This window comes from Streptomyces sp. WMMB 714 (assembly GCF_900090125.1).
Lineage (GTDB): Bacteria > Actinomycetota > Actinomycetes > Streptomycetales > Streptomycetaceae > Streptomyces > Streptomyces daqingensis.
Window position 1 is genome coordinate 84550 of record NZ_FMHJ01000016.1, and the last position, 20712, is coordinate 105261.

The following is a 20712-nucleotide window of genomic DNA, read 5'->3' on the forward strand; positions in this document are numbered from 1 at the left end:
GGCTGCCGGCCCGACCGCCGGGTCGGCGCCCGCGGGGCGGGGAGGCGCGCTCACAGCAGGTCCTCACTGGTGACGGGGTCGGGGAGCGGGAGGGGCGCGGCCGTGCGCCCGCCGGCCCGTCCTTCCGGACCGGCCGTGCTGCCGGAGTCCGGAGAGCCGGCGGCTTCGGTGGGAGCGGGCGCGGCAGGCGGGCTCTCGGACGGCGGGCCGCCGTGCGTCCAGGGCGTGTCCTCCACGTCGGGCAGGCCCGGGCCGCCGCGCGGGGAGTGCTCGAAGAGCGTCCAGCACAGGCGGTCGCCCTTCTCGGGGACCGTGCCGGGGGCCGGCTCCTTGCTCCGGCCCATGCCGTTCGTCAGCCGGAGCGTCAGCGTGCCCGGGCCGTGCCCGTCGACGAACTCGGCGCTCTGGCGGGCGCCTTCGTCCATCGTCCGGTGCACCTTGCCGCCCTCGCTCAGGTGGGGCCGGTCGGTGGTCCGCAGGGTGACGAGGGGGCGCGGCATGGGCCGCTTCCCCTCCGACCAGGCCACCTCCACCTCGACGACCTCCCCTTCGAACGCCTCGCCCGCCAGGCGGCGTTCGGCCATCACCAGCGGGTCGTCGAGCGCCTCCTGGGCCTCCAGCCGGGCCTGCGCCTGCTCGCGCGCGGCGAGTTTGGCGGCCGCCGTGACGGCGTCGTCGCGGCGGGGCTGGGGCGGTTCGCCGCTGCGCACGCGGTCGCGGTGGCCCGTGTAGGACCAGCGGTCGCGCTTGAAGCGCTCGGGCACCCGCTCTCCCTCCGGCAGGCCGCGCAGCAGGTCGACGCCCCGCCACACCGCCTCCCAGGTGGGCCTCAGCTGCGACTCGATCAGCGCCCGTACCTCTTCCTCCGCGCCGTGCACCCCGGCGTCGAAGCGGGCCACGGCCGGCGCAAGGAGCTTGTTGTCGAAGGCGGGGTCCGTGGCCGGGCCGGCGGGCGGGCACAGGAGCTGGCCCTCGGCGTCCCGTCCGGTCTCCGCGCGCAGCGCCGCCTCGGCTCCCGTCAGACCCTCCGGCGGGTCGATCCACGCGAGCAGCGCCCCCAAGTGCTGGTCCTCCAGGGCGCTCTGGCCCGTGGCCCAGTGCCGCGACAGCAGCTCCGTCATGGACATCAGCAGGCACGATCCGGGGACCCGGGCACGCTCTCCGTACTGCGTGAGCCAGCGCCCGAGGAGCGGTACGCGCGGCGGAGCGGGGTAGGCGGCGTCCGGGTCGTCCTCGGCCGTGCGGCGGAAGCGCATCGAGCGGCCGAGCAGCCGGACGAACTCCACGCCGGGCCCGTTCGGCACGAGCAACTGCGGTGCGTCCACGCACAGTTCGGCCTGGACGGTCACCTTCTTGCCCGTCTCGGGGTCGGTCTCCTTCCGTTCCTCGAACTCGACGTCGTCCAGGGCGGATTCGAGGTGGGGGAGGAGCACTCCCGCCAGCCGGGCGAGGAACGCCCAGCGCCGGTCCCTGTCGCGCGGTTGGGGGACGACGAGCAGTTCGGGGCCTGCGCGGTCGGTGCCGGCGAGAGCGCCGAGCGGCGCCCCGGCCTCTCCCGCAGTGGTCAACGGCACGAAGACCAGGGGGCGTTCGGCCAGATGCCGATGGCGGACGGTCGCACGCGGCCGGGCGCGCCCCGCGGCCGCTGCCTCCATGCGCGCCAGCGCGGACATCAGCGACACGTCGCCTCCCGATGGCGCGCCTTACGGAGACAGCGCCCGGTCCGGCTGCCGGGGCGGACGGTCAGCACATCGCCTCCCCGAGCGCTTCGGAGCGGAGCCGGGCGGCGCGGCGCAGGGCCGACCCGGGGGGATCGGCGCGCTCTCCGTCCGCGTCCGCGGCCTGCTCCGCGGCCCGCGGCGACGCGTCGCCGTTCGGGGCGCCGCTCCCGGACCCCGGGCCCAGGCCGGCTGCCTCCAGGACGGCGTCGATCGTGGTGAAGCCGCCGAGCTCGCCGCGGATCGACCTGCCCAGCGACTCGACGGCCCCCGCCGCGCGGGCGCGTTCGCGGCAGTGGAAGGCGAGTTCGCAGCTGGAGAGGCATTCGGGGGCGTAGGCGGCGGGCACCGACTCGACGGCCGATGAGAGCTGCTCCGCCGGACGGGACGGGTCGAAGACCGTGCCCTCCGGGACCTCGGCGGCGATCTCCTCCAGCCGCGTGAGGCGGGCGAGTTGGCGACGCGTCGTGGCGCGCTGCCTGCGGATGTCGACGCCGTGCGCGGTCGGCAGGTTCGTGAAGTCCCGGGGGCATACCAGCAACGCCCGCTCCCGGACCGGGGCTTGACCGCCGGGGGCGGCCTCCTCCAGGGCCAGCGCGTAGACGGCGGCCTGGCGCGCGGCCGCTCCGACCTTCGCCGCGTCGGCCGAACCGTCGAGGATCGGGAAGGACTTGATCTCGACGACCGTCCAGCTGCCGTCGGGGTGCACAGCGATCGCGTCGGGCTCCAGGTACGCCGTCGAACCGGCGACCTCGAGCGCGAGCATCGGGTGGTACAGCAGCGACCACCCGCCCGGACCGCCCTCGTCCGCCGTCTCCTCCTGGGGCTGCGCCGGCGGATCCTGCGTAGCGGGCGGATCCTGCGCGTGCGCCGACGGGAACAGCGCCGCGCGGGTGCGTGCCGTGCGCCCGGCGGGCCCGTCCGCGGAGAGGTCGGGGACGGCGACGGCGCCCGCATCGGGTGGCGTCTCGCCGGTTGACGCGCACAGCAGCCGGATCAGCTCGGCACCGCCGTCCGCCTTGACCTTCGCCTCGAAGGAATTGCCGCGCGCGAAGGCGAACTGCGACTGCCCGAAGGGGGCGGGGGCGCCCAACGCCTGTGCGAGCGCGGCCTTGTCGACCCCGGCGCCGTCCAGCAGGGCCCGGCGTCGGCACCCCGGATTCGCGGCGAGGGCCGCCAGCGCGCGGGCGTCCAGCGGGCGCGGCAGGACTTCGGGACCGCCGCGCAGCTCGGCGAGGCGCCGGCGCAGTGCGGCGCTGCCGTCGGTGTGGGTCATCGGCGTTCGCCTCGGAGAAGACTGCAGTACCTGCGGAAGTCTGGCATCCACTGCTGACAGGCGACATCGCGACGCCCCGTTCGGCGGTTGCGGACAGCGGGTGCGTCCGTCCTCCGCGCGCCCGCGGGCATGCCGGGCGGCGCTCCGGCCACCATGGGAGAAGCGGGCGGGGCCGTGCCGCGCGCCGAGGGGCGGCGAGCACGGACCGCGCGTCGCGACGGCCCGCGCGGTCCCCAACGCCCGTACGGCGTCCGGACGTTCCCATCGACGGTGGAAGAGGAGTCCCATGGCAGCGCGCATCCTGCTGGTCCGGCACGGTGAGACCGAGTGGTCGGCCACCGGACAGCACACGGGGACGACCGACGTCCCGCTGCTCGACGCGGGGCGCCGCGACGCCGAACGCCTCGGCCGCCGCCTCTACGACCCGCCGTGGGACGGGCTTTCCGGCGCAGAGGTGCGCACCAGCCCGCTGTCGAGGGCTCGCGACACCTGCGACCTGGCGGGCTTCGGCGACCGGGCCGTCACCTGGGACGCGCTCAGGGAGTGGGATTACGGCGCGTACGAGGGGCTCACGACGAAGCACATCCGTGAGCGGACGGGCACCGACTGGCTGATCTGGCGGGACGGCGCCCCCGAGGGCGAGAGCCCCGCCGCCATCGCCTCACGCGTGGACGGCGTCGTCGAGTGGGTGCGCTCGGCGGACCGCGACGTGCTGTTCTTCGCCCACGGGCACGTGCTGCGCGTCCTCGGTGCCCGCTGGCTCGGGCACGAGACCTACTTCGGCCACTGCCTGACGCTCTCGCCCGCGTCGCTGTCGGTGCTGGGCTGGGCCTACGGGAAGCCGGCCGTCGAACGCTGGAACGACACGGGCCACCTGGACTGACGCGCGCCCCGGGCCCGCCACCCGCCACCCGCCACCCGGCACCCGCCACTCGCAGGCCGCGGCCCCTCAGCGTTGAGGCCGGAGCCCGCGAACCGCTCGCCGGGCCCGCCGGCTCGTCGCGCCGCGTGCCGCGTACCGTCAGGCCGTGCGCGGGCGGGGAACCCTGTTCTCCTGCCTGTTCTTCTCCTGCCGGGCGAGGAAATCACCGACGGTCTTCTCGCCGGCGTACGGGCGCAGCCGCTCCGCCGTCTTGTCCAGCATCGAGCTGATGCGCGAGGACTGCACGGGCCCGAGCAGCGCCAGGGCCTTGCTGCCGGCGTCCGCAGCCTCCTCGGGGCGGCGCATCGCGGCGAGGTCGCCCGCCAACTCGGCTGTGAAAAGGGCCTTGTTGCGCACGAAATGCGGGTCCTGGAGGTCGACGGCGCGACGGGCGTCCTCCGCCGCGCGCTCCCAGTCGTGCAGCGCGGAGCGGCATTGCGCTTCGAGGCCCGCGAGTTCGGCCTCGCCGAAGAAGCTCATCCACGCGGGGTCGGTGTCCGAGGTGCCGCGGTCGAAGAGGGTGTGCGCCCTGCCCAGAGCCTCGTTGCAGGCGGAGGTGTCGCCCAGGCCGGCCCAGCCTCCCGCCTCCCGCATGGTGAGAAGCGACAACAGCCGCGCCGAGCCGAGGTGTTTGGCCGCCTGCTGCCCTGCCTGCGCGGCGCGTACGGCCTCGCGGGGCCGGCCGGCGTCGCGGGCGAGGAACGCGGTGTTGCAGAAGGCGTGGGCCTCCAGCGCGGGGTCGGAGGCGACCCGGGCGGTGGCGAGCGCTTCGGCGTAGTGGGAGCGGGCGTCGCCGTACCGGTCCGAGTCGTGAGCCAACCAGCCGACGGAGATGGCGAGTTCACCGGCGCCGTGATGGACGCGGTCGGTGACGGACTGGCGTTGCGGGACGCCCGCGTCGAGGAGTTCGTAGGCGGCGCGCAACGAGTCGCCGGCCTGCCGGTAGAGGTTGCCGGCGCCGTGCCGGTCGTCGAGCAGGCGGATGCGGCGTACGGCGTGCTCCAGGCTCTCGGCCTCGGATTCGCCGATGCGGCGGTGCGGGCGCGCAGCCGAGGGGCGGCCGCCGGTGGTCGCGGGCATGGCGGCCAGGGCGGCCGCCGGGCCGTTGATCATGAACGCGCGACGTAGCACGTCGCTCTCCTCGTGGATCTCGGGACATTCTGAACAGATCTGGCAGGCAGGCGAGTTGTGGCACTCGTCAGGGGCATCGCTGGTGAAACCGGTGTCGCTGGGGCCAGTGTGACCAGAGGGGCTCCTGTGGCCGAAGAGGGTACGGGATTGCCCTTGACGGGGCGTCAGTTGTGGCGCTGAATTGTCACCTCCGTAAGCCTCTCCGGGGCGTGCCCCCCGGCCGCGGACGGCCTCTCGGGGGGCGAAGCCCATGTCGGTCAGCGTGCGGCCCGGGAACATGTGCAGGAAGACACGTTCGTAGGCGTAGTTGGGGCAGCGGATCTCGCCGGCCTCCACGCGCCCGATGTACCGGGCGTCGCAAGCGACTTGTTCGCCGATGGCCCGCGCCGCCCGGCGCACGGCGGCCGCGAACTCGGCCGGCGAGCGTGTGCCGCGCAGTCGCCGGAACGCGGTGTTGGGCACGCGGGGCGGGCCCTGTGACGCAGAAGGTGACGACGCCATGGCCGGACGGTACAGGCTGTGACATGGTCAACACGCACTGTTCGGCGGCAAACCGGATATCTCACCCGTGATCTGCCATGAAGTGCCATCCTTTGTGGGCGTCATATGCCGTACCTGTTGACGTTCCGAGACGTTTATCCCTGCATGACCACTGCGGAGCAGGTCCAAGGAGGGGTCTCGATGCAGGAGAGCGGCCCGGTAGTCCGAGCTGCCGCCGGCGGTGTGCCGTGCGATCTGGTGACCGTGCCCGTGCGCCAGGGTCTGGAGGCCGTGGACATCCTGCGGCTGCGGGACGGACTCGGCCCGGTGCTGTGCGACGGAGCGGGCGACACCCTCGGCTTCCTCGTACCTCCGGGCACCGCCGCGTGCTGGGACCTGCCCGGCAGCTCCTGCACCCAGACACCCGGACGTCCCCGGACGGCCGCGCAGGAACTCCCCGCACCGGACGCCGGGTGGCTCGTGCCGCCCGAGGGCGCCTTCGGGGTGGCCACGGACGCGTCGCTGCTGCGTGCCGCGCTCGGTGAGGCGGCCCGCACGATCAAGGCCGCCGACAGCTGCGGCTGAGATCCGCGCCGAGGCGCGGCCGCCGCGGATGATCCCGCGCCGGCCGGCGCCTGCCACAGGGTGAGGGCCGGTGGCGGACGGTCCACCACGCCGGACACGAAGCCCGTTCGGCGATACTGGCCGTGTGGCGAGGAGCAACCGGGGCGGTACCGGAAAGGGCGGCGGCCAGGAGCGCGGCGGCCGGGGGCGTCGGGCACGGCAGGCGCTGACGGAGCGCGTCGGCGGCGGAACCGCCGAGCTGCGGCCCGATCCCGACCGCGCGGACGGCTGGACGCTGCTCCTCGACGGCGCCCCGCAGTCCTACGTCGACCTCGCCGACCCGGAGTACCTCGGGTTCGACTACCAGCGCAGGATCGGCCACGTCATCGACGCCGCCGCCCCGCCCGGACGTCCGCTGCACGTGCTGCACCTCGGCGGGGGCGCCCTCACCCTCGCCCGCTACGTCGCGGCGACCCGGCCGCGCTCCACGCAGCAGGTTGTCGAGCAGGACACCGCGCTGACGCAACTCGTCCGCGACGCACTGCCGTTGGAGCGCGGCTGGCGCATACGGGTGCGCGGCGGCGACGCCCGCGAGGGGCTGGGGAAGCTTCCCGGACAGTGGGCGGACCTCGTCGTCGCCGACGTCTTCAGCGGCGCCCGCACTCCCGCCCATCTCACGAGCGCCGAGTTCCTCCAGGAGGTGCGCCGGGTACTGACGCCCGGCGGGCTGTACGTCGCGAACATCGCCGACGGGCCGGGTTCCTCCGACGCGCGGGAGCAGGCCGGGACCGGGGGGCGGCGCCCTCCGCCGGCGCATCTCCGTTCCCAAGTCGCCACCGTGCGGGCCTCGTTCACGCATGCCGCGCTGATCGGTGAGCCGGCGGTGCTGCGCGGGCGCCGTTTCGGCAACGGAATCCTCGTCGGCGCGGACGGTCAGCTGCCGTACGCCGAACTCACGCGCCGCGCCGCGGCGGACCCCCGGTCGGCGAGGGTCGAACACGGCGCCGCGCTGGAGGGGTTCGCCGCCGGAGCCGCGGCCGTCACGGACGCGACGGCGCTCCCCTCACCCACGCCGCCCGAGGGCGTCTTCGACTGAGGCCGGACGCGGGGCCGGAAGCAGGCGTGCGTGCGCCGCCGGTTCGGCCCCGTGGATCAGCCGGAGTTCAGCCCTGGAAGGTCTCGATGCGCGGCGGCCCGTCGTCCCACCGGCAGAACACGGAATGGGAGGGGGCGCCGTGCTTGGAGAAGGTCACCCGGATCCACGTGGTGTCCTTGAAGACCTGCGTGTCCCAGCCGTCGTCCGGGGTCGCCGAGACGAGCGTCGCGTAGTCGTCCTTCATGTCGAACACGGCGCGTCCGCCCGGGACATCGGTGCCGCGGACATCGCCCTCGGGCGCCGGCTCCTCGGTCTGAGGGGGCTGCGGCTGCGGCTTTCCGGTGCCGCCGGTACCGCTGGGGGACGGTTTCTCGGGCGGCTTCGAGGAATGCGAACCCGGGGGCGGCTTCGGGGAACGCGAGGGCGGGGGCTCCGGCTCCTGGGTGCCGGGAGCACCGGGGCGGGCCGTCGACGCCTCGTCGGACAGGGGCAGCGTGCGCGGCGGGTCGTACTCCGTCCCGGCGAGGACCGTGTGCACCCCGAACCAGGACAGTGTCACCGCCGCGCTCGTGGCCAGAAACCACGCTGCCGCGTGCACCAGTGGTCGTCCCATCCCGGTCACCATAGCGCTGTCCCGTTCACTCGGAAGGAGGATGGCGTAACGTGCCGCCATGGCTCGTGTGCTCGTGGTCGAGGACGACCAGTTCGTCCGCTCCGCTCTGATCCGGCACCTCACTGACGCCTCGCACGCGGTGCGCAGCGTCGGTACGGCACTTGAGGCCCTGCGCGAGGTGGCGCAGGTCGGATTCGACGTCGTCATCCTCGATCTGGGCCTTCCCGACCTCGACGGATCCGAGGCGCTGAAGATGCTCCGCGGCATCACCGACGTACCGGTGATCATCGCCACCGCGCGCGACAACGAGAACGAGATCGTCCGGCTGCTCAACGACGGTGCGGACGACTACCTCGTCAAGCCCTTCTCCGTCGAGCATCTTTCGGCCCGCATGTCGGCCGTGCTGCGCCGCTCGCGGGGAGGAGGGGCGGGGAACGGATCCGGCCACGGTGACAACGCCGGGGTGCTGCGGGTGGGCGGGCTCGTCATCGACCCGCTGCGCCGGCAGGCCGAGCTGGACGGGACGCTGCTGGATCTGACCCGGCGCGAGTTCGACCTGCTGGCCTTCCTCGCCGCACGCCCGGGTGTCGTGGTGGCCCGCAAGGATCTGCTCGCCCAGGTCTGGCAGCAGTCCTACGGGGACGACCAGACGATCGACGTCCATCTCTCCTGGCTGCGGCGGAAGTTGGGGGAGACCGCCGCGCGGCCCCGCTACCTGCACACGCTGCGGGGAGTCGGCGTGAAGCTGGAAGCGCCGAGGGAGCGGCAGCCATGAGGAAGGAACCGCGGGCATGAGATGGGCACTGGTGAAGGTGTGCCTCGCCGTCACCGCCATGGTGGTGATCGCCTTCGCCGTGCCCCTCGCGATGGTGGTGAAGGAGACGGCGCGGGACCGCGCGTACTCCAACGCCGAGCGTCAGGCCGCCACGGTGGGGCCGGTGCTCGCGATCACCACGGACAAGCAGCAGCTGGAGATCGCGGTCGCCAGCACGGAGGCGGGCGGTGACGGGCGGATCGCCGTCCACGTGCCGACGTCCTCGAAGCAGACCGCCACCGGAGAGGCCGGGAGGCCGCCCGTCGAGATCGGCAGGCAGCGGGCCACCGACGAGCAGGTTGCGACCGCCCGCCGCAAGGGACGCGCCTCCACGGTCCAGGTGCCCGGCGGCTACACGCTGCTGCGGCCGACGGCTGTGGCGAGCGGGGAGTTCGCCGTGGTGGAGGTGTTCATCTCCAACGAGGAGGTCACCCACGGTGTGACCACCTCCTGGCTGATCATCGCGGGCGTCGGGATCGCGCTGATCCTGGGCTCCGTGGCCGTCGCGGACAGGCTGGGGACGCTGATGGTGCGTCCCGCGGGGCGCCTGGCCGCCGCGGCCCGCTCCCTCGGTGAGGGACGGCTCGGCGTGCGGGTCCAGGAGGAGGGGCCGCGTGAACTGCGCAGCGCAGCCGTGGCGTTCAACGCCATGGCGGATCAGGTCGTACAACTCCTGGCCAACGAGAGGGAGTTGGCCGCCGACCTCTCGCACCGGCTGCGTACGCCGCTGACCGTGCTCCGTCTCAACGCGGCCTCGCTCGGCGACGGCGACGCCGCGGCACACACCCGCGAGGCCGTCGCGAAGCTGGAGAGCGAGGTCGACCAGATCATCAGCACCGCGCGCGAACAGCGGGAGCAGCGCGCCCAGTCGACGGGCGGACTGGAGTCCGCGGCCTGCGACGCGGCGGAGGTGATACGCGACCGCATGTCCTTCTGGTCCGCGCTGGCCGAGGACGAGGGCCGCGAGGCGCGCCTGGCCGGTGTGGAGCACCCCGTACGGGTGCCGGTGGCCCGGGCCGAGTTCGCCGCCGCGCTCGACGCGATGCTCGGCAACGTCTTCCGGCACACCCCCGAGGGGACGGCCTTCTCCGTCGACGTGCACCACGGCGGTGCCGCCAGCAACTCGGTGATCGTGCTGGTCTCGGACGCCGGGCCCGGCATCGCGGACCCGGACGCGGCACTGCTGCGCGGCCACGGCGACGGCAAACCCGGTTCGACGGGGCTGGGACTCGACATCGTGCGCAGGGTGGCCGAGTCGACGGGCGGCGACGTGCGGATCGGCCCCTCGGTGCTCGGGGGTACGGAAGTGCGCGTGTGGCTGACCCTGAACGGGGCCGGGGAGGAGACGGGCAGGCGCCGCGGGCGCCGCAAGTCGGAGCGGCGGCTGAGGTATTCGCCGCGGCGCGGCACCATGACCTGACAGCTAAGCCGCGGACGGACGTGTCCGGCCGAACGGGCGGCGCCCCGGCGGACGTTGACGGTACGTGTCGGCTTCTTCACCCTGCCGCTCCCGCCCTTCCCTAACCAGGCCATTTCCGTGGCTTAAGCGTGGCTCAACTCCTCCGGCGTGCGTCCGGTACGGGGGAATTGCCCGAGTCGCCGTCGCTAGCTTGCTCCTCGTCCGAGTCACACCCACCCCCCACACGAGGCGGTCGAGGATGACCCACGAGGCAGCATCAGCACACTCCCGGCGCGGCAGACGCCGCACCAGCCGCACCAGTCGTATCGGTCGCACCAGCCGCATCAGGTTCGCGTCGGTGGTGTCCGTCGCCGTCATGGTCCTCGGCTCCGCGCTGACGACCGCAGGCAGCGCGAGCGCCGCCGGAGCGGACCGCAGCGGCGCGCAGGTGGCGAGCGGTACAGACGGGAGCCGCACGGCAGCGGGCGCGTTCACTCCGTACGTCGACGTCTCGCTCGAACCCTCCTACGACCTCCTCGGGAACGCCGGGGAGACAGGGGTGAAGGAGTACAACCTCGCCTTCGTCACGTCCGGCGGCGGCTGCACGCCCAAGTGGGGAGGGGTGCAGGAGCTGGGCGACAACGCCGTGGCGCAGCAGGTGGAGGAGTTGCGTGCCATGGGCGGCGACGTGCGGATCTCCTTCGGCGGTGCGAGCGGCTCCGAACTCGGCCTGGTCTGCGGATCGGCCGACGAGCTGGCGAAGGCGTACGGAGAGGTCGTCGAGGCGTTCGACCTGAAGAAGGCGGACTTCGACATCGAGGGCGCCGCCCTCCCCGACACCGCGGCGAACACCCGCCGCGCCCAGGCGATCGCACAACTCCAGGAGGCGCACCCGGACCTGGACGTCTCCGTCACCCTGCCGGTGCTCCCCGAGGGCCTGACGCCGGAAGGTACCGCGCTGCTGGAGAACGCCGCGGCGAACGGCGTCGACGTCTCCGCCGTCAACATCATGGCGATGGACTACGGGCCTTCCTACGACGGCGACATGGGCGAGTACGCACTCGAAGCCGCCACAGCGACCCAGGCGCAGGTGAAGACGGCGCTGGGGATCGAGGACGACGCCGAGGCGTGGCGGACGGTCGCGGTCACCCCGATGATCGGTGTCAACGACGTCGTGGTGGAGGTCTTCACCCCCGAAGACGCCGCCGAGGTCGCGCAGTTCGCCCGGGAGAAGAACCTCGCGTGGCTGTCGATGTGGTCTGCCACTCGCGACAAGCCCTGCCCCGGAGGGCCCAAGGACGAGGCGGATGCGACCTGTTCGAGTATCGAGCAGGGAGAGAACGACTTCACGAGGGCCTTCACGGGCTGATAGGCAGTCGCGGTTCGCGGTCCTGAGCCCGTGGTGCCGCCCGGTCCTCAGGGCCGCACGCCACCAGGCCGCCCCCGGTCAGGGTGGGGCGCAGACCTTCCCCCCACATCCCTGCGCCCCACCCGTCCTCCCTCCCCCGGCCGGAGCGGCCCCGTGCCGGACATCCCGCCCGGCACGGGGCCCTACGCCCGCCTGCGTCCACTCCCCGCCGGGGTCACAGGGCCGGAAGCCGCCCCGTACGGGCCACGTCCGCGTACCAGTGGGCGCTGGACTTGGGCGTGCGCACCTGGGTGGCGAAGTCGACGTGGACGATGCCGAACCGCTTCCCGTACCCGTACGCCCACTCGAAGTTGTCCATCAGCGACCACAGGAAGTAGCCGCGCACGTCCACTCCTTCCTCCAGCGCACGGTGCACGGCGGCGAGGTGCTCGTGGACGTAGGCGATGCGCTCCGGGTCGTGCACCCGGCCCTCGCCGTCCGGTTCGTCGGCGTAGGCGGCACCGTTCTCCGTGATGTAGAGCGGCACGTCCGGGGCCTCGCGGTGGAAGCGGTGCAGCAGCTCGGTGAGTCCGCCGGGGTCGATGCTCCAGCCCATCGCCGTCTGCTCGCCCGGCGGCTGGTGGAAGGCGACGACGCGGTCCGCGCCCGGCCAGGGCGAGTGCTCGCTCGCGCCGTGCCCGTCGCGGCGCTCCGGGGCAGGCCCGTCCTCGTCGGGCTCGACCGCCGAAACCACCGACGGGGTGTAGTAGTTGACGCAGATCCCGTCCAGCGGCTGGTGCGCGGCGGCCAGATCGCCGTCCCGCACGAAGGACCAGTCGGTGATCCGCGCGGTGTCGGCGAGCAGGTCCTCGTCGTAACGGCCGTGCAGCATCGGCCCGGTGAAGACGCGCGTGGCGAGCGCGTCGATGCGGCGGGCGGCGTCCCGGTCCTCGGCGGACTCCGAACGAGGGCGTACGGCTGCGGGGTTGAGGCTGACCATCACCTCGGCGGACGCCGGGAGGACGTCCCGCAGCGACTGGGTGGCCAGGCCGTGCGCCAGGTTGAGGTGGTGTGCGGCGCGCAGCGCGTCGGCGGGGTCCGTGCGGCCGGGGGCGTGGACGCCCGAGCCGTACCCCAGGAACGCGCTGCACCAGGGCTCGTTGAGGGTGGTCCACAGCTGTATCCGGTCGCCGAGCGCGTCGGCGACGAGGCGGGCGTAGTCGGCGAAGCGCAGCGCCGTGTCGCGCTCCGGCCAGCCGCCGGCGTCCTCCAGCTCCTGCGGGAGGTCCCAGTGGTAGAGGGTGAGGACGGGGGTGATGCCCGCCTCCAGCAGCTCGTCCGTGAGGGAGCGGTAGAAGTCGAGGCCCCGCTGCTCGGCCGGGCCCCGCCCGGTGGGCTGCACGCGGGACCAGGAGACGGAGAAGCGGTAACCGCCCAGTCCCAGCCGCGACATGAGCGCGACGTCGTCGCGGAAGCGGTGGTAGTGGTCGCAGGCCACGTCGCCTGTGTCGCCGCCCTCGGTGCGGCCGGGGGTGTGCGAGAAGGTGTCCCAGATCGAGGGGGTCCGCCCGTCCTCCGCGGCCGCGCCTTCGATCTGGTACGAGGAGGTGGACGAGCCCCACATGAAGCCCGACGGGAAGCGGAGATCCGCCACGGCCGGGCCGGCCGCGGGGGAGACGCTGCCCGGGGACTGCGGAGAGGGCTGCGGGGCGGCGTCGGGGGACAGGGGGGACGTGGTCATGGAAGCGCTCCCATTCGAGGACGTGAAGAGGTGCGGTCAGTGGGGTGAGGCGCACATCGGGACAGGTGTGCCGGAGCCATGGGCGGCGGGTCGCGGCCGGCGGCGGGCCCGCCCGGGCCATAGGGGAGCCCGGACCCCGCCGCCGGTACGTATTAGGCCCTGTCTGACACATCTCGCCTTGCTCGCGACGACTGGCACGCACATCCGCTGCGTTGTCGCATCGACCGAGTAGCCCACTACGAGGGCGATCCTCCGCCTTGCGGCTGCACGCACCATCCGCCGCGAGCACCGCCTGCGGCGGACGGCGCCATGTGTCAGACAGGCCCTAGGACACGTCCTAGCCCTTCACCGCGCCCTGCATGATGCCGCCGACGATCTGCTTGCCGAACAGGGCGAAGGCGATGAGCAGCGGCAGCGTCCCCAGGAACGCTCCCGCCATGATCACGGACTCGTCCGGGATGTAGCCCCGGCCCAGTCCCGTCAGCGCCACCTGCACGGTCGGGTTGTCCTGGGTGAGTGCGATGACCGGCCAGAAGAACTCGTTCCAGGCCATCACGAACGTCAGCATCCCCAGCACCGCCATCGCGGGCCGGGCCACCGGGAAGACGATGTGCCACACGACGCGGAGGCTGTGCGCGCCGTCCACCCTGGCCGCTTCGACGAGTTCGGTGGGCAGGGCGTTCACGAGGTACTGCCGCATGAAGAACACCCCGAAGGCGCTCACCATCAACGGCAGGATCACCGCCTGCAGCTGGTTCGCCCACTCCAGTTTCGCCACCGCCATGTACAGCGGCACCACGCTGAGTTGGGGCGGCACCATCATCGTGCCGATCACCGTCAGCAGCAGCGCGTTCCTGGCGCGGAAGCGCAGCTTCGCGAAGGCGTAGCCGGCGAGCGTGGCGAAGACGACCGTGCTGACGGCGACGGTGCCGGCCACCGCGAAGGTGTTGAGCAGCGCCTTGCCCATGTTGGCGTCGTTCCACGCGGTGGTCATGTTCGGGACGAGGTTCGACCCGAACCAGAAGGGCGGCGGCGTCTCGGCCAGCCGCTGGTTGTCGCGGGACGCGGCGATCGCCGTCCACACCAGCGGGAAGAGCGAACCGAGCGTGAAGAGCGAGAGGACCGCGTAGGTCAGCCGCCCCGCGTGCAGATGCCTGCCCGCGGTGCCCGCCCGCTTCGTCGTGACGGTCCTGCCGCCGCGCCCGCCGGACGGGCCCTCGCCCGGTGCGGGTGTGCCCTGCGCCGTGCCGGGGCCCGTGGGCGGTTCCGGCGTCTGGTTCCGTGTCTCCGTCTGCACCGTGCCGACCTCCCTCATTGGCTCGAGCTCCTCTGCAGGCGCCTGGCGACCAGCCAGTTGGCGAGGCCGATGACCAGCAGGATCAGGAACATCGTCCAGGCGATGGCGGAGGCCCGGCCGAGGTGGAAGTTGAACCAGCCCTGCTCGTACAGGTAGAGCCCCAGCGTCTGGTACTGGTGCGACCCGCCGCCCGTCTGGGAGCCCCCGAACAGCAGGGGTTCACCGAAGAGCTGGGTCGCTCCGATCGTGGAGACGACGACGGTGAAGAGGATCGTCGGCCGCAGCGAGGGGATCGTCACGTGCCAGAACTGCTGCCACCGCGAGGCCCCGTCGATCGCCGCCGACTCGTACAGGTCGTCGGGTACGGCCTGCATGGCGGCGAGGTAGATGAGGGTGTTGTAGCCCGTCCAGCGCCAGATCACGATGCTCGACACCGCGATCTGCGACGTCCACGTGCCGTTCTCCCAGTCGACGTGCTCGAAACCGGCCAGCCCCAGCGCCCAGTTGATCATCCCGTAGTCCCGCCCGAAGAGCAGCGCGAAGACGAGGGTCGCCGCGGCGACCGAGGTCGCGTACGGGGTGAGCATGACGACGCGGAAGAACATCGAGCCGCGCAGCCGGTAGTTGAGCAGGTGGGCCAGGCCGAGTGCCATCGCCAGCTGGGGCACCGTCGAGAGGACGCCGATCGTGGCGGTGTTGCGCAGGGCGTTCCAGAAGAACTCGTCCTCCCACAGCCGGGAGAAGTTGTGCAGGCCCGCCCACTCCATGTGCGTGGGGTCGTGCAGCGAGACGTTGTGCAGCGACGCCCAGCCCGTGTACAGCAGCGGGAACAGGCCGAAGGCGGCGAAGAACAGGAAGAAGGGGGCGATGAAGGCGTACGGGCTCCACCGGGCGTCCCGGCGGTAGCGGCGGCTGCGGCGCTCCTCGGCGCGGCTGCCGCCGCCACTCGCGGCGGGACGGACCGGCGGCTTCCGCGAGCCGGTCGCGGGCTCAGTCCTCGACAGCGTCATCGATCTTCTTCACCGCCGAATTCCAGCCCTCCTCGGGCGACTTGCCCTGCTGCTCGACCTGGAGGATGCCGATGTTGCCGATGTTCTCCTGGATGAGCTGGTCCTTCGGGCCGAGCACGGCCGTCGGTATGTCCTTCGCCGCGTCGGAGAAGATCTCGCCGATGGGCGCGTCGTCGAAGTACTCGTGCTCGGCGTCCGCGACGGCCGGGAGCGAGAGCGCCTTGCTCGAACTGGGGAAGCTGGCCTGCTTCTCGAACAGCTTCGCCTGCTGCTCCGGCGCGGTCAGCCACTTGGCCAGCTTGACGGCCTCGTCCTTGTTCTTGGCGTGCTCCGGGACGGTGAGGAACGAGCCGCCCCAGTTGGCGGGCCGCGGCGGTGCGGCCACGTCCCAGGCGTCGGCGCCCTTCGGCCCGGACTTCTCCTTGATGTAACCGAGCATCCAGGGCGGGCAGATGACGGAGGCGAAGGTGCCGTTGGCGTACGCCTGGTCCCACGCCTTGTCGAACTGCTTGAGCTTGCCGGTCATTTTGCCCTCGACGGCCTGCATGGCCAGGTCCCAGGACTTCTCGACGGCTTCGCTCTTCTTGTAGATCAGCTTGCCGTCCCGGTCGTAGTTCTTGACGGCGTAGCTGGAGACCGACCCGTTGTAGAGGCCCGCGGCGGCGTCGGTGAAGGTCGTGCCCTTCGGGGCCTCCTTCATGTAGTCCTCGCCCGTCTCCACGTACTTGGCCCAGTCGCCGGCCCACAGCTCGGCGACGTCCTTGCGGTCGGTGGGCAGCCCGGCCTTCTCGAACAGGTCCTTGCGGTAGCACACGCCCATGGGGCCGATGTCCGTGCCGAGGCCGACGACCTTGCCGTTCTCCGCCTTCGCCTGGTCCCATTTCCAGGGCAGCCAGGCGGACTTGTCGACGCCCTCCGCCTTCGCCATGTCGACGAACTTGTCCGAGTGCAGGTTCGCGACCTCGTTGATGTTGCCGACTTCGACGGCCTGGATGTCGCTCAGACCGCTGTTCGCCGTCAGGTGGTTGAGCAGCGCGGGGTAGTAGTCCTCGTTCCGCTCCGTCGAGTTCTCCTTGATCTTGATGCCGGGGTTGAGCTTCTCGTACTCGTCGTAGAGCCCGGCCTGCTTGTACCCGAAGACGCCGAAGACCCCGACGGAGACGACGGTCTTGCCGTCCGCGCTCGTCCCCGAGCCGCTGCCCCCGCCGTCCTGCGCGCAGCCCGCGAGAAGACCCGCGGCGAGCACGGCGGCGAGCCCTGAGGCGGTGAGGCGCCGGGAACCCGGGCGGTGCCGCAGGTGGCTGGTGCGGTGGAGCGGGGAAGTGTTCCTGCTGGTGTGCATGGCTGTGCCATCCCCTCCCGTACTTACGGGCTGTGAAGGGAGCGGCTATCATGGGAGCGCTCCCATACTTGATGAGTTGAAGAGTCCACGAGAGGTGGCGGGGTGTCAAGAGATACGGCGGCAACGTGCCCCGTACCTCGTGTAGTTGAATGATCCGAGCCGGGCGGGCCGCAGCAGCAGGGGCGGCGGCCGCCACGGCGAGGGCCCGACCAGGGAGGGGAGGGATCGATGGCGGCAGCCCACCTCGGACGCACGTCCCGTTCCGCGGGCAGGGGAAGGCCCAGGCCGACCCTCGAACAGGTCGCCGCGCGCGCGGGTGTCGGCAGGGGCACCGTTTCCCGTGTCATCAACGGTTCGCCAAGTGTCAGCGACCGCACGAGGGCGGCGGTCGAGGCGGCCGTGGCCGAACTCGGCTACGTGCCCAACGGCGCCGCCCGTGCGCTGGCCGCCGGGAGCGCCGACGCCGTCGCGCTCGTCGTGCCCGAGACCGAGACCAAGCTCTTCGCGGAGCCGTACTTCTCCGGCATCCTGCGCGGCGTCAGCGCCGAACTCGCCGACAGCTCCATGCAGTTGCTCCTCACCCTCATCCGGGACGAGCACGAGCGGGACCGCTTCGCTCAGTACGCGGCGGCCCGCCGCGTCGACGGAGTGCTCCTCGTCTCCGTCCACGCCGACGACCCCCTGCCCGACCAGCTCGTCGAGTCGGGGATGCCCGCGGTGCTGGGCGGCAGGCGCAGCGGCGCCGAGACCGTGCCCTACGTCGACTCGGACAACGTGGGCGGCGCGCAGATCGCCGTCGAGCACCTGATCGGCCGTGGCCGCCGCGCCGTCGCCACGATCACCGGCCCGCTCGACATGTACGTGGCCCAGTGCCGTCTCGAGGGCCACCGTGCCGCGCTGCTCGCCGCCGGCCGTGAGGACGACGAACGGCTCGTCGCACACGGCGACTTCACCGAGGAGGGCGGCAAGCGCGCGATGCGCGAGCTGCTGGAGCGGGCCCCCGAGGTGGACGCCGTCTTCTGCGCCTCCGACCTGATGGCGTCCGGTGCCCGGCTGGCGCTGCGCGAAGCCGGGCGGGACGTTCCGGCCGACGTGGCGCTCGTCGGCTTCGACGACTCGGCGGTCGCCCGCCACATGGACCCTCCGCTGACCAGCGTCCGGCAGCCCATCGAGGAGATGGGACGTGCGATGGTGCGGACGCTTCTGGGCCTGATGGCGCGGGAGCGGGGCCCCTCAGCCGGTGGGGCCGGCGGGGCCGCCACGCGGGACGGCCGGCGCGCGGCCGCGGGCTCGGTGGTGCTCCCCACCGAACTGGTGCGGCGCGGTTCGTCCTGAGCCGCGCTCGGCGGGGGATCGCGGTAGCGGGCGGAATCCGTACGCGCCGGAAGCCCGCCCCTGAATGTGACGGGGAGTGAGCCGGTCACCCCTCCGGACAACTCCCGCGTGCGGCCCTGCCGGTGCTGCCCTTTGCTGCCTGGTATGACCTCAGAGACGCGACGTGAGCCGGGTACCGTCCGCCGAATACTGACAGGAGCAGTCGCCGCGGCCGTGTCCATATGCGGTTTCGCGGGCACCGCGCCGGCCGGCGGAAACCGCGGAGCGGAACCGGTGGCCCACGAGGCCGGAAGTGTCCGCAAGGGACAGCAGGTGCCGAGCGAGCCCGCTGTCGACGACTACACACGCCCGATCTCCCGAGCCGCCCCCGTGACGGCCAGGTGGGGAGTTCCCGGCGGCTGGGCGGCAGGCCATCACACAGGCGTCGACTTCGCCGCTTCGCCGGGAACGGTCGTGCGATCGGTGGGGACGGGGCGGGTCGAACTCGCGGGGGAGGCGGGGTCGTACGGGAAGGCCGTGATCGTCCACATGAAGGACGGCAAGCACGTCCTGTTCGCCCATCTGTCGAAGATCACGGTCCGGCTGGGACGGGTCGTACGCGCGAACACCGTGCTCGGCGAATCCGGCAACACCGGGCGGTCGACGGGACCGCATCTGCACTTCGAAGTACGCGCTCAGCGGGGTTACGGCACCGAGGTCGACCCCGTCACGTACCTGGCTCGGCACGGCGTCCGGATCGCTTAGGGCGCGGGACGGCGGCGAGCCAGTAAGAGGTCCCCACCGGAGAGGTGTCCCGGTGGGGACCTTGCCACGGAGCGCGGTGGCCGGCGAGCGGTCGCAAGAAGGCCGGGGGAGCGACGCGCTTCAGTCGCGTCCGGAAGAGGCGCTGCGTGCGACTGTCGACATGAGTGTGCCGATGACCAGGCCGATCACCAGATAGACGCCCGCGGTGCCCCCCTTCGCCTCCCAGGTCGCCGTCGAGTTGAACGGCGCCAGCATCGCCGCCGCCGTCCCGAGCGCGATGATCCAGGCGAGGAACCGGCCGGGCTGCGGCGTCGCCAGCAGCAGCAGATGCAGCACCGCCGTGGCCGCCAGCGCTGCCAGGGCCGCACCGAGGGCCAGGGGCCACGTCGAGGCCGCCACCAGCATCCCCTCCGTCTCGGGTGCGAAGACCGGGATGTCGAGCACTCCTCGTACGAGCAGCATCGCCACGGCGGCCGCCAGCGCCGCGACGAGCGCGACGGCGGTCCCGCCCGCCCACAGGCGCACGGCGCTGAAGCGCCGGCGTGCGCTGCGCGGCGGGCGCCGGTCGTGGTCGTAGCCGTTGGTGCGGCGCTCCGTCACGGGGCCGGAGTACGGATCGGGGTACTGCTTCGTCGGCCCGTAGCCCGGAACCGGGTCGAAACGTTCGAACGGCCCGTCGTGGTCCCTTTCCCCCTGCCCCCGCGGGTCCTCCGGCTCCTGCGGCTCCTGCGGGCCGTGTGTACCTGCCATCGGTGTCGCGTCCTCTCCTGGGCCTCCCCGGACCACCGCCGGTTCCCTCAGGCTCGGTCCGCGCGACGGCGCCCGCATCTCCAGCCCGGCGGCGGTGAGCCGACGGCGGACGCCCTCACCCGTGCGGCGCTACCTGTACGCGGGCGCGGGCGACCCCCTCTGCCTCGACCTGGACACGGCCGGCCGCTCGCCGTACGGCGGTCATGGGGGTACCCGGTGCCGCTCAGGGCGGACCGGTCCTCGGAGGGCGCCGCGCCCCTCCCGTACCGAGCCGACCGGGTCCGTCCGGCGGGGCCGCACACGCGACAAGGCCCCCGCCCGGCAACCCGGGCGAGGGCCTTGATCTTCAAGGGTGAATGACGGGACTTGAACCCGCGACATCCTGGACCACAACCAGGTGCTCTACCACCTGAGCTACATCCACCACGGACCGGCGCGCTTCCCACCGGCCGAGAAAGAGTGTACAGGGTCGGCCGGGATGCTTGCGCACGGGTTTGCCGGGGGCCGGAACACCGTCCCGGTCAGGACGCCGGGGGCACCACGTGCTTGGCGGCGACCTTCTTGGCGGTGTCGGAGTCGGGACCCGGCGGCGGGACGAAGACCGCCTCCCGGTAGTAGCGCAGCTCCGCGATCGACTCGCGGATGTCGGCCAGCGCCCGGTGGTTGCCGTTCTTCGGCGGGCTGTTGAAGTAGGCGCGCGGATACCAGCGCCTGGCCAGCTCCTTGATGGAGGAGACGTCCACGATGCGGTAGTGGAGGTGCGTCTCCAGCTCCGCCATGTCGCGGGCGAGGAAGCCGCGGTCGGTGCCCACCGAGTTGCCGCAGAGCGGGGCACGGCCCGCTTCCGGCGCGTGCTCGCGCACGTACGCCAGCACCTGCTTCTCGGCCTCGTCGAGCGTCGTGCCCTCGTCGAGTTCGTCCAGGAGGCCGGAGGCGATGTGCATCTCGCGGACCACCTCCGGCATCGAGGCGAGCGCACGTGCCGGAGGCCGGATCACCACGTCCACGCCCTCGCCGAGTACGTTCAGCTCCGAGTCGGTGACCAGGGCGGCCACTTCGATGAGCGCGTCGTCGGCCAGCGAGAGGCCGGTCATCTCGCAGTCGATCCACACCATGCGGTCATTCATGCGCT

At 72.6% G+C, this 20712-nt stretch carries 18 protein-coding genes and 1 tRNA gene; 8 read left to right on the forward strand and 11 right to left on the reverse strand.

Features of this window, described 5'->3' with window-relative positions; all coding sequences use genetic code 11:
- Positions 1-50: 50 nt before the first annotated feature.
- Both H181DRAFT_RS25125 and H181DRAFT_RS25130 read right to left on the reverse strand, forming a co-directional pair.
- On the reverse strand, positions 51-1682 hold the full coding sequence (locus tag H181DRAFT_RS25125) for a hypothetical protein (protein WP_254666964.1): 1632 nt from the start codon (positions 1680-1682) through the stop codon (positions 51-53).
- A 61-nt stretch (positions 1683-1743) separates the two neighbouring features.
- On the reverse strand, positions 1744-2994 hold the full coding sequence (locus H181DRAFT_RS25130; protein WP_045866715.1) for a hypothetical protein: 1251 nt from the start codon (positions 2992-2994) through the stop codon (positions 1744-1746).
- A gap of 286 nt (positions 2995-3280) precedes the next feature.
- Between H181DRAFT_RS25130 and H181DRAFT_RS25135 the strand changes: the two genes are divergently transcribed.
- A complete protein-coding gene (locus H181DRAFT_RS25135) occupies positions 3281-3877 on the forward strand; it encodes a histidine phosphatase family protein (protein ID WP_045866716.1) in 597 nt (198 codons plus the stop codon).
- Between the two features lie 138 nt (positions 3878-4015).
- Here H181DRAFT_RS25135 and H181DRAFT_RS25140 read toward each other — a convergent pair whose 3' ends face one another.
- Complete coding sequence (locus H181DRAFT_RS25140) at positions 4016-5548, reverse strand: NsdA family TPR-like regulatory protein (RefSeq protein WP_045866717.1); 1533 nt, start codon at positions 5546-5548, stop codon at positions 4016-4018.
- A 180-nt stretch (positions 5549-5728) separates the two neighbouring features.
- Here H181DRAFT_RS25140 and H181DRAFT_RS25145 point away from each other — a divergent pair, with 180 nt between their 5' ends.
- Together H181DRAFT_RS25145 and H181DRAFT_RS25150 are read left to right on the forward strand one after the other, a co-directional pair.
- Positions 5729-6112, forward strand: a complete 384-nt coding sequence (locus H181DRAFT_RS25145) for a hypothetical protein (RefSeq protein WP_045866718.1) — start codon at positions 5729-5731, stop codon at positions 6110-6112.
- A gap of 124 nt (positions 6113-6236) precedes the next feature.
- Entirely contained in the window at positions 6237-7187 is a 951-nt protein-coding gene (locus H181DRAFT_RS25150) for a spermidine synthase (protein ID WP_045866719.1), read from the forward strand.
- Between the two features lie 67 nt (positions 7188-7254).
- Here the strand turns inward: H181DRAFT_RS25150 and H181DRAFT_RS25155 are convergent, their stop codons facing one another.
- Entirely contained in the window at positions 7255-7800 is a 546-nt protein-coding gene (locus tag H181DRAFT_RS25155; RefSeq protein ID WP_045866785.1) for a hypothetical protein, read from the reverse strand.
- A gap of 58 nt (positions 7801-7858) precedes the next feature.
- Here H181DRAFT_RS25155 and H181DRAFT_RS25160 point away from each other — a divergent pair, with 58 nt between their 5' ends.
- The 3 genes from H181DRAFT_RS25160 (at position 7859) to H181DRAFT_RS25170 (ending at position 11382) form a co-directional block, all read left to right on the forward strand.
- A complete protein-coding gene (locus H181DRAFT_RS25160; RefSeq protein ID WP_074468041.1) occupies positions 7859-8575 on the forward strand; it encodes a response regulator transcription factor in 717 nt (238 codons plus the stop codon).
- Positions 8576-8591: 16 nt separating this feature from the next.
- Positions 8592-10034 carry a HAMP domain-containing sensor histidine kinase gene (locus H181DRAFT_RS25165; RefSeq protein WP_045866721.1) on the forward strand — a complete coding sequence of 481 codons (1443 nt, stop codon included), beginning with the start codon at positions 8592-8594 and terminating at the stop codon, positions 10032-10034.
- Positions 10035-10272: 238 nt separating this feature from the next.
- The gene (locus H181DRAFT_RS25170) at positions 10273-11382 is read left to right on the forward strand and encodes a chitinase (RefSeq protein WP_045866722.1); all 1110 of its coding nucleotides are present in this window, start codon (positions 10273-10275) and stop codon (positions 11380-11382) included.
- A 214-nt stretch (positions 11383-11596) separates the two neighbouring features.
- Here H181DRAFT_RS25170 and H181DRAFT_RS25175 read toward each other — a convergent pair whose 3' ends face one another.
- From H181DRAFT_RS25175 to H181DRAFT_RS25190, 4 genes are all read right to left on the reverse strand, one after another.
- Entirely contained in the window at positions 11597-13102 is a 1506-nt protein-coding gene (locus tag H181DRAFT_RS25175; protein WP_078895958.1) for a glycoside hydrolase family 1 protein, read from the reverse strand.
- Positions 13103-13439: 337 nt separating this feature from the next.
- Positions 13440-14417, reverse strand: a complete 978-nt coding sequence (locus H181DRAFT_RS25180; RefSeq protein ID WP_074468042.1) for a carbohydrate ABC transporter permease — start codon at positions 14415-14417, stop codon at positions 13440-13442.
- Positions 14414-15409: a carbohydrate ABC transporter permease gene (locus H181DRAFT_RS25185; RefSeq protein WP_045866723.1), complete on the reverse strand. Its 996-nt coding sequence runs from the start codon at positions 15407-15409 to the stop codon at positions 14414-14416. Before H181DRAFT_RS25185 ends, H181DRAFT_RS25180 begins: the two co-directional genes overlap by 4 nt.
- Positions 15390-16751: an ABC transporter substrate-binding protein gene (locus H181DRAFT_RS25190; protein WP_078895959.1), complete on the reverse strand. Its 1362-nt coding sequence runs from the start codon at positions 16749-16751 to the stop codon at positions 15390-15392. The genes H181DRAFT_RS25185 and H181DRAFT_RS25190 overlap by 20 nt, the downstream gene beginning before the upstream one ends.
- Before the next feature lie 228 nt (positions 16752-16979).
- Between H181DRAFT_RS25190 and H181DRAFT_RS25195 the strand changes: the two genes are divergently transcribed.
- Together H181DRAFT_RS25195 and H181DRAFT_RS25200 are read left to right on the forward strand one after the other, a co-directional pair.
- Positions 16980-18086 (forward strand): LacI family DNA-binding transcriptional regulator, encoded by a 1107-nt coding sequence (locus tag H181DRAFT_RS25195; RefSeq protein ID WP_045866724.1) that lies wholly within the window; start codon positions 16980-16982, stop codon positions 18084-18086.
- A 273-nt stretch (positions 18087-18359) separates the two neighbouring features.
- A complete protein-coding gene (locus tag H181DRAFT_RS25200) occupies positions 18360-18830 on the forward strand; it encodes a M23 family metallopeptidase (protein ID WP_045866789.1) in 471 nt (156 codons plus the stop codon).
- Positions 18831-18950: 120 nt separating this feature from the next.
- Here H181DRAFT_RS25200 and H181DRAFT_RS29020 read toward each other — a convergent pair whose 3' ends face one another.
- The 3 genes from H181DRAFT_RS29020 to orn form a co-directional block, all read right to left on the reverse strand.
- Positions 18951-19580 carry a DUF6069 family protein gene (locus tag H181DRAFT_RS29020; protein ID WP_107068844.1) on the reverse strand — a complete coding sequence of 210 codons (630 nt, stop codon included), beginning with the start codon at positions 19578-19580 and terminating at the stop codon, positions 18951-18953.
- Between the two features lie 351 nt (positions 19581-19931).
- Positions 19932-20004: transfer RNA gene (locus tag H181DRAFT_RS25210), tRNA-His, on the reverse strand.
- Positions 20005-20101: 97 nt separating this feature from the next.
- A complete protein-coding gene (gene orn, locus H181DRAFT_RS25215) occupies positions 20102-20707 on the reverse strand; it encodes an oligoribonuclease (RefSeq protein WP_045866791.1) in 606 nt (201 codons plus the stop codon).
- Positions 20708-20712 lie beyond the last annotated feature (5 nt).

Coding starts and splice junctions, on each gene's coding strand:
- H181DRAFT_RS25130 (WP_045866715.1), bottom strand. CDS start 2,994: ATGACCCACACCGACGGCAGCGCCGCACTGCGCCGGCGCCTCGCCGAG.
- H181DRAFT_RS25135 (WP_045866716.1), top strand. CDS start 3,281: ATGGCAGCGCGCATCCTGCTGGTCCGGCACGGTGAGACCGAGTGGTCG.
- H181DRAFT_RS25140 (WP_045866717.1), bottom strand. CDS start 5,548: ATGGCGTCGTCACCTTCTGCGTCACAGGGCCCGCCCCGCGTGCCCAAC.
- H181DRAFT_RS25145 (WP_045866718.1), top strand. CDS start 5,729: ATGCAGGAGAGCGGCCCGGTAGTCCGAGCTGCCGCCGGCGGTGTGCCG.
- H181DRAFT_RS25155 (WP_045866785.1), bottom strand. CDS start 7,800: ATGGGACGACCACTGGTGCACGCGGCAGCGTGGTTTCTGGCCACGAGC.
- H181DRAFT_RS25160 (WP_074468041.1), top strand. CDS start 7,859: ATGGCTCGTGTGCTCGTGGTCGAGGACGACCAGTTCGTCCGCTCCGCT.
- H181DRAFT_RS25165 (WP_045866721.1), top strand. CDS start 8,592: ATGAGATGGGCACTGGTGAAGGTGTGCCTCGCCGTCACCGCCATGGTG.
- H181DRAFT_RS25170 (WP_045866722.1), top strand. CDS start 10,273: ATGACCCACGAGGCAGCATCAGCACACTCCCGGCGCGGCAGACGCCGC.
- H181DRAFT_RS25175 (WP_078895958.1), bottom strand. CDS start 13,102: ATGACCACGTCCCCCCTGTCCCCCGACGCCGCCCCGCAGCCCTCTCCG.
- H181DRAFT_RS25180 (WP_074468042.1), bottom strand. CDS start 14,417: ATGAGGGAGGTCGGCACGGTGCAGACGGAGACACGGAACCAGACGCCG.
- H181DRAFT_RS25185 (WP_045866723.1), bottom strand. CDS start 15,409: ATGACGCTGTCGAGGACTGAGCCCGCGACCGGCTCGCGGAAGCCGCCG.
- H181DRAFT_RS25190 (WP_078895959.1), bottom strand. CDS start 16,751: ATGCACACCAGCAGGAACACTTCCCCGCTCCACCGCACCAGCCACCTG.
- H181DRAFT_RS25195 (WP_045866724.1), top strand. CDS start 16,980: ATGGCGGCAGCCCACCTCGGACGCACGTCCCGTTCCGCGGGCAGGGGA.
- H181DRAFT_RS29020 (WP_107068844.1), bottom strand. CDS start 19,580: ATGGCAGGTACACACGGCCCGCAGGAGCCGCAGGAGCCGGAGGACCCG.
- orn (WP_045866791.1), bottom strand. CDS start 20,707: ATGAATGACCGCATGGTGTGGATCGACTGCGAGATGACCGGCCTCTCG.